The following is a 6,975-nucleotide window of genomic DNA, read 5'->3' as shown; positions in this document are numbered from 1 at the left end:
GTTCTTCAAGTTCCCTGATTCTTTGCTCGGGTGTAAGCGGGATAGTTGTCTGAGCCATAGGCAGTTTCCTCTTCACCTGGTCAGGAAGTCCGGGTCTCCAGTCAAGCAGGCCATATTTGCGCAGCCAGACAAGTACGGTGGAGCGCCCCTGAATGCCATATCGCTGCTGGGCCTGTTTATAGGTCATCTCGCCTTTTTCGACCTGCTCAACGACGGCTATTTTAAAGGATAGAGGATAATCGCGTTGGGTGCGTTTGAACTCAGTCATCATCACGTTCTCCGGATTTAAGTCTGGAACGTGTCAACACTATTCAGGACGGGTCACAGAAAAGAAAAAAGCCCACCGAAGTGAGCTTTCAAAATTGGCTGGGGTGCAGGGATTCGAACCCCGGAATGCTGGTATCAGAAACCAGTGCCTTACCGCTTGGCGACACCCCAATTTGTTTGGTGGCTACGACGGGATTCGAACCTGTGACCCCATCATTATGAGTGATGTGCTCTAACCAACTGAGCTACGTAGCCATGTTTTTTTCGCGTGACCTTCAACGGCGTTGCGGGGCGCATTATGCGGAGTTGGCCCCTGATCGTCAACAAATTTTTTGACGTTTTTTGCCGTAAAAGGGCCGTTTGTCTGGTGAATAACCATTATGGTTAATAGTTGTTCGTTTTGTGGTGCCGCTTTATGCAATCAGGGCCGGCGGCACAGCAGTACGGGCCGGAACGTCACCATGATTCAATATGTTGCAGCCAGTCAACGGAGAGCGTGCAGCACTGAACAGTGCAAAAAAACACATGCACGAATAAAAAAAAGACCGTTTATTAACGGTCTTTTTTCAGGGGGACGAGGACTAACTTAATAGGCAGACTGATGGACGCCTACGGCACGGCCTGACGGGTCATCCATACTTTTGAAAGCTTCATCCCATTCAATGGCTTTTGCTGAAGAACAGGCAACAGACGGGCCACCGGGAACGCATTCGGCAGCGGTCGGTACCGGGAACAACTCTTCAAAGATCTCACGGTACAGATACGCTTCTTTCGAGGTCGGCGTATTGTGCGGGAAACGGAAGTGCGCCATTTCCAGTTGCTGATCGGTGACCTGAGCCGCCGCCACTTCTTTCAGACTATCGATCCAGCTGTAACCGACGCCGTCAGAGAACTGTTCTTTCTGACGCCATGCAACGCTGTGAGGCAGGTAAGAGGAGAAACATTCACGCAGGATGTGTTTTTCCATTTTACCGTTGCTGCCACACATTTTATCTTCCGGGTTGATACGCATCGCTACATCCAGGAACTTTTTGTCCAGGAAGGGTACGCGTGCTTCCACACCCCAGGCTGACATGGCTTTGTTGGCCCTTGCGCAGTCATACATATGCAGTGCGGCGAGCTTACGCACGTTTTCTTCATGGAATTCTTTCGCGTTTGGCGCTTTATGGAAATACAGGTATCCGCCAAAGACTTCGTCAGCGCCTTCGCCTGACAGCACCATTTTAATGCCCATCGCTTTAATTTTACGGGACATCAGATACATCGGGGTCGAGGCACGGATAGTGGTGACATCATAGGTTTCGATGTGATAAATCACATCGCGGATAGCATCCAGACCTTCCTGAACCGTAAAGTTAATTTCGTGGTGCACGGTGCCGAGCGCGTCAGCCACTTCTTTTGCGGCTTTCAGGTCCGGCGCACCTTTCAGGCCGACCGCAAAGGAGTGCAGCTGTGGCCACCAGGCATCACTTTTATCTTTATCTTCAATCCGTTTCGCGGCAAAACGTTTAGTGATTGCCGAGATAATGGAGGAATCCAGACCGCCGGAGAGCAGAACCCCGTAAGGGACATCTGACATCAGGTGGCTTTTCACGGACTCTTCCAGCGCATCTTTCAGGGCTGTGGCGTCGGTGACGTTAGCGGCAACATTGTCATATTCCATCCAGTCGCGCTGGTAATACTGACGGATTTCACCGTCGAGGCTGGACATATAGCTGCCCGGCGGGAATTCGCTGATGGTACGGCAGACCGGCACCAGTGCTTTCATCTCTGAGGCGGCAAACAGGTTACCGTGTTCGTCATAACCGATATATAAAGGAATAATCCCGATATGGTCACGGCCAATCAGCCAGCTGTTCTTCTCTTTATCGTAGAGAATAAAAGCAAACATCCCCTGCAGGTCATCCAGGAAATCCACGCCTTTTTCCTGATAAAGCGCAAGGATCACTTCACAGTCAGAACCGGTCTGGAACGCGTAACGATCGCTTAATTCTTCGCGCAGTTGCTGGTGGTTATAGATTTCACCGTTGACCGCCAGTACGTGAGTTTTGTCGGCATTGTACAGCGGCTGTGCTCCGTTATTGACGTCGACAATTGATAAGCGTTCGTGTGCCAGGATCGCATGATCGTCGGCGTAAACTCCGGACCAGTCCGGACCACGGTGACGCATCAGACGGGATAATTCCAGCGCTTTCTTACGCAATTCAACGGGATCTGTTTTCAGATCCAGAACACCAAAAATCGAACACATAATCTACTCCTAAGTCCATATACGGTAATGTTATTGACACAAACTTATTATCTGAGTGCAGCCTGTTCCGGCGCGATGTATAAGAAAATGCGCTATTTCACATCCTGTTGGCAAGTCATTTAGTACCTGAAGGGGAAATAGTTGATCCTGAGGCTCAGATATTAAATATCATCTAAAAAAACAGGCATTATTTTAGATGATATCCAATGAATTTGCATTTCCGGTTATTTTTAAGACATTCCGGCAGACGGTAAAAGGCGGGCTGAAATCATCAGATCACCGCAGCAGCAAGGGGCAGGGTGAGTCACCTCTGCCCGTCACTGCCGGGCGGAAACATCAGAAAAAGATCGGAGTCAGAAGAGATCGATATCGGCGACAGACGGATAAATCCAGTCAGGCCGGAAAGGCATTACATCGACATCATCGGCACTGGAAACGCCGGAGAGTACCAGGATGGTTTTCAGCCCGGCCTGGAAGCCTGCCAGGATATCGGTGCGCAGGTTATCACCGATGATGACCGTTTCCTCGGAATGGGCATGCATCTTATTCAGCGCCGCCCGCATAATGTAAGGGCTTGGCTTGCCGACCACAAACGGGCGCCGGGAGGTGATCTTCTCAATGCCGGCACACAAAGCCCCGCAGGCCGGGACATAGCCACGGGCGTGAGAGTCCGGGTTGGTCGCGATAAAACGGGCCCCGTTAGCCACAAAGAATGCCGCTTTATGCATCATCTCCCAGTTGAACGAGCGGGTCTCCCCGACGATAACAAAGTCAGGATTAATATCGGTAATGGTGAAACCGGCTTTATAAAGTTCATGGATCAGCGCACCTTCGCCAATCACATAGGCTTTCTTGCCTTCCTGCCGGCGCAGGAAATCGGCTGTTGCCATGGCGGAGGTATAAAAGACCGAATCCGGCAGGGTAATGCCAGCGGACGAAAAGCGGTTGGCCAGGTCCTGCTCTGTCTGGGACGGATAGTTGGTCAGGACCACCAGCGGTACGTCTTTTTCCAGCAGGCCATGTAAAAACTCTTTGGCACCTTTGACAGGGGTATTATCGTGCATCAATACCCCATCAATATCGCAGATTACATTTTTAAGGGTCATCAGGTCAGTCCGGGTCAATGAAAATAAAATCGGGTCACTCGCCCAGCAGGTGCTGAAGTAAAAGGCCGTTCAGCATTGCGCGTTTAGCCAGCGCAAAAGCACCGATGGCGGAACGATTGTCCAGTTGTGATCGTACAACAGGTAAATTACGGCGAAAATCATTTAATACCTGCGTATCGATACAGCGCTGGATGACCGGAAACAGGATGTTTTCTGCTGCGGTTATTTCACCGGCCAGCACTATTTTTTGCGGATTAAATAAGTTGATCATCATCGCCAGCGCTTTACCCAGATGGTAGCCGACGTCTTTTATCAGATGCTGTGCCAGCAGGTCGCTCTGGTTCGCGGCAGTACAGATCTCCGTTATCGTGCACGTACTGGCGGTTAATTCACTCTGATAGCCTTGTGCCAGTAACGATTTTGCCCGCTGAATGATAGCGGTGTTGGACGCTATCGTTTCCAGGCAACCGAAATTACCGCAATAACAGCGGTCCCCTAATGGATCCACCTGTACGTGGCCGATTTCACCTACGTTACCGTTACTGCCAAGGAAGATACTGCCATTGACGATGATCCCGGCCCCGGTGCCGCGATGAATACGCACCAGAACAGAGTCCGCACAGTCGCGGCTTGCACCAAAATAGTGCTCAGCCAGGGCCAGGCTGCGGATATCATGGCCGACAAAACAGGCGGTATTAAAACGCGCCTTCAGGTTTCTGACCAGCGGCCAGGCGGTATCACCGAGGTGTGGCATAAAACGGACGATACCCTGCACCGGATCCACCAGCCCGGGTAAAATGACAGAGATGGCAATCAGTTCCTGTAAAACCGGCGCACATTCGGCAATAAAGGTCTCTGTCACAGCAAACAGGGCCTGTTCCAGCGCCGGAACGCTGTCATCGGGGATGGGGTAATGTTTTTCGGTCAGCAGGGTCCCGCCCAGGTCGAACAATGCCAGCGTGGTATCTTTGCGCCCAAGACGGATAGCGATGGTATGGAAACCGTGATTCTCGGTCACGATCGAGATGGCGCGGCGTCCGCCGGTGGAAGCCTGTTGTTCAACTTCTTTGATCAGGCCGCGCTCAATCAGTTGCCGGGTGATTTTAGTGACACTGGCAGGCGCAAGCTGACTGATTTCCGCAATCTGTATGCGGGAAATGGGTCCCTCCTGATCGATCAGGCGGTAAACCGCCGCGCTGTTTAACTGTTTTACCAGATCAATATTGCCAATTTGCGTCTGTCTGCCCGTGCCCATTTAATGCTTACCCGCTGAAAACCTCGTTACCATTAACGTAAGTTTTTAATATGTTAAAGTCACGCGTGAAAACCGTCAGATTAGCGACTTTACCTCGCTGCAGTGATCCCAGTTGCTTTTCGACGCCTATCGCTCTGGCGGGATAGAGTGTTGCCATACGCAGGGTTTCCTCCAGTGAAATCCCGAGGTGCTCAACACTGTTGCGCACAGCTTCGATCATGGTCAGTGATGACCCACTCAGGGTGCCGTTTTCATCCACACATAAGCCGTCACGATAGTATATTGTTTTACCGGCAAAAATGAACTGTTCGATCTCTGCCCCCGCCGGTGCGGTGGCATCCGTCACCAGAATCAGTTTTTCGCCTTTTATTTTTTTCGCATTACGGATATTGGCATAATGCACATGCAGGCCATCGGCTATCACCCCGCACCAGATTTCCGGTGAGTCGAAAATTGCCCCGATAAGCCCGGGGCCGCGGCCGGAAAACGCCGGCATGGCATTATAGAGATGGGTTGCACTGCTGATGCCCGCGTTGAAACCGGCCATCGCCTCGTCATAGGTGGCATCCGAATGGCCGGCAGAGACGACAATCCCGGCCTCACATAATGCCTGAATATCTTCGGCACTGACTTTTTCCGGGGCCAGGGTCACCTGTGAGATAACGTCGGCATTATCACAGATAAACTTCAGCAATGAGGCTGAACAGGGGCGAACCAGCGCGGCGTCATGGGTGCCTTTCTTCACCGGATTGAGCCAGGGGCCTTCAATATGCAGCCCCAGGGCCTGATGCTGATGGTGTGACAGCCACTCTCTCAGGGTGTCGACGGCTTTGAATATCATCTCATCGCTGCTGGTGATAAGCGTCGGTAAAAAACTGGTACACCCGGATTTTTCATTTGCCCGTTGCATCGTTTCCAGTGTGCTGAGGCTCAGGGCCGACAGCTGATCATTGAACTGCACTCCCCCGCAACCATTCAGTTGCAAATCGATAAAGCCGGCTGAAATATTCGCGCCCGCCACATCGGTTTGCGGGATATGATCGGGCAGGGCATCAGCCGGGCAGATCTGTTCAATCCGTCCGTTGCTCACCACCAGGGCATGGTTGTCCAGTACCTGAAATCCGGTATAAATCCGGCCGTTCACTAATGCATACATTCAAGGGTCTCCCGGGATAACGCCACCGCTTCCGGCGCTACCTGTGTTACAAATCAGGTTAAATATTATGAATATTTTCGGCTTCCATTTCACGGAAGTAATTCAGTGTCTTCACTTTCAGTTCCTGCGTGGACGGAGCATCGCATACGATGATGGCTCTTTCATGTAACTGCAGGCAACTGATGGTCCAGAGATGATTAACATTCCCCTCTACGGCGGCCTGCAGTGCTAAGGCTTTCACCTGGCCGGTGACCAGAATCATGATCTCTTCCGCATCCAGTAATGTGCCGACGCCTACCGTCAGGGCATATTTAGGGACCTGGCTGACATCATTATTAAAAAAGCGGGAATTCGCCATCCGGGTTTCCAAGGTCAGCGTCTTGATACGGGTCCGTGACGCCAGAGAGGAGGCGGGTTCGTTAAACGCAATATGCCCGTCATTACCGACCCCGCCCATAAAGAGATGTATTTTTCCGTACTGACGGATTTTTTCTTCATAACGGCGGCATTCTGCCTCAATATCGGGGGCATTACCGTCCAGTAAATGGATGTTTTCCGCCGGGATATCGATATGGTCGAAGAAGTTACGGTGCATAAAGCTATGATAACTTTCCGGATGTTGCCTGGCTAATCCGACATATTCGTCCATATTAAAGGTGACCACATGCTTAAAACTGACCTCCCCGCGCTGGTGCATTTCAATCAATGCCTTGTACGTTTGTAAGGGGGTGCCTCCGGTGGGTAACCCCAGTACAAACGGGCGATCTGCGTCCGGCTGAAAGTCATTAATTCTTTGGGTAATATAACGTGCTGCCCAGAGTGCGACTCCGGCAGACGTGTCCAGCGGGATAAGTCTCATGCATGGCCTCAATGAAGTGAGTGAAATCAGTTAACAATACGAGGGTGCCGGTTAAGAGATGACAAACATCTGACACAATAG

The 6,975-nt window shown here is 51.3% G+C and carries 6 protein-coding genes and 2 tRNA genes; all 8 read right to left on the bottom strand.

The window, feature by feature from the left end:
* On the bottom strand, positions 1-271 hold a 271-nt coding region (locus JK223_RS14525), incomplete at its 3' end, for a helix-turn-helix domain-containing protein (protein ID WP_212714877.1).
* Between the two features lie 92 nt (positions 272-363).
* Positions 364-438: transfer RNA gene (locus JK223_RS14520), tRNA-Gln, on the bottom strand.
* A gap of 7 nt (positions 439-445) precedes the next feature.
* Positions 446-522 (bottom strand) — tRNA-Met (locus JK223_RS14515).
* A gap of 331 nt (positions 523-853) precedes the next feature.
* A complete protein-coding gene (asnB, locus tag JK223_RS14510) occupies positions 854-2,518 on the bottom strand; it encodes an asparagine synthase B (RefSeq protein ID WP_212714876.1) in 1,665 nt (554 codons plus the stop codon).
* Between the two features lie 353 nt (positions 2,519-2,871).
* Complete coding sequence (locus tag JK223_RS14505) at positions 2,872-3,624, bottom strand: HAD-IIA family hydrolase (RefSeq protein ID WP_212714875.1); 753 nt, start codon at positions 3,622-3,624, stop codon at positions 2,872-2,874.
* 34 nt (positions 3,625-3,658) lie between these two features.
* Complete coding sequence (locus JK223_RS14500; RefSeq protein ID WP_212714874.1) at positions 3,659-4,879, bottom strand: ROK family protein; 1,221 nt, start codon at positions 4,877-4,879, stop codon at positions 3,659-3,661.
* Positions 4,880-4,886: 7 nt separating this feature from the next.
* Positions 4,887-6,035: an N-acetylglucosamine-6-phosphate deacetylase gene (gene nagA, locus JK223_RS14495; protein ID WP_212714873.1), complete on the bottom strand. Its 1,149-nt coding sequence runs from the start codon at positions 6,033-6,035 to the stop codon at positions 4,887-4,889.
* 58 nt (positions 6,036-6,093) lie between these two features.
* Positions 6,094-6,894: a glucosamine-6-phosphate deaminase gene (gene nagB, locus JK223_RS14490; protein WP_212714872.1), complete on the bottom strand. Its 801-nt coding sequence runs from the start codon at positions 6,892-6,894 to the stop codon at positions 6,094-6,096.
* Positions 6,895-6,975 lie beyond the last annotated feature (81 nt).

This window comes from Tatumella sp. JGM118, assembly GCF_018257515.1.
Taxonomy (GTDB): domain Bacteria; phylum Pseudomonadota; class Gammaproteobacteria; order Enterobacterales; family Enterobacteriaceae; genus Tatumella; species Tatumella terrea.
Note: the sequence above shows the minus strand (reverse complement) of the source record. Positions and strands in the feature narration are given on the sequence as shown.

What these genes read in the sequence shown, in the direction of transcription:
- asnB (WP_212714876.1), bottom strand. Translation starts at nt 2,518, where the DNA reads ATGTGTTCGATTTTTGGTGTTCTGGATCTGAAAACAGATCCCGTTGAA.
- JK223_RS14505 (WP_212714875.1), bottom strand. Translation starts at nt 3,624, where the DNA reads ATGACCCTTAAAAATGTAATCTGCGATATTGATGGGGTATTGATGCAC.
- JK223_RS14500 (WP_212714874.1), bottom strand. Translation starts at nt 4,879, where the DNA reads ATGGGCACGGGCAGACAGACGCAAATTGGCAATATTGATCTGGTAAAA.
- nagA (WP_212714873.1), bottom strand. Translation starts at nt 6,035, where the DNA reads ATGTATGCATTAGTGAACGGCCGGATTTATACCGGATTTCAGGTACTG.
- nagB (WP_212714872.1), bottom strand. Translation starts at nt 6,894, where the DNA reads ATGAGACTTATCCCGCTGGACACGTCTGCCGGAGTCGCACTCTGGGCA.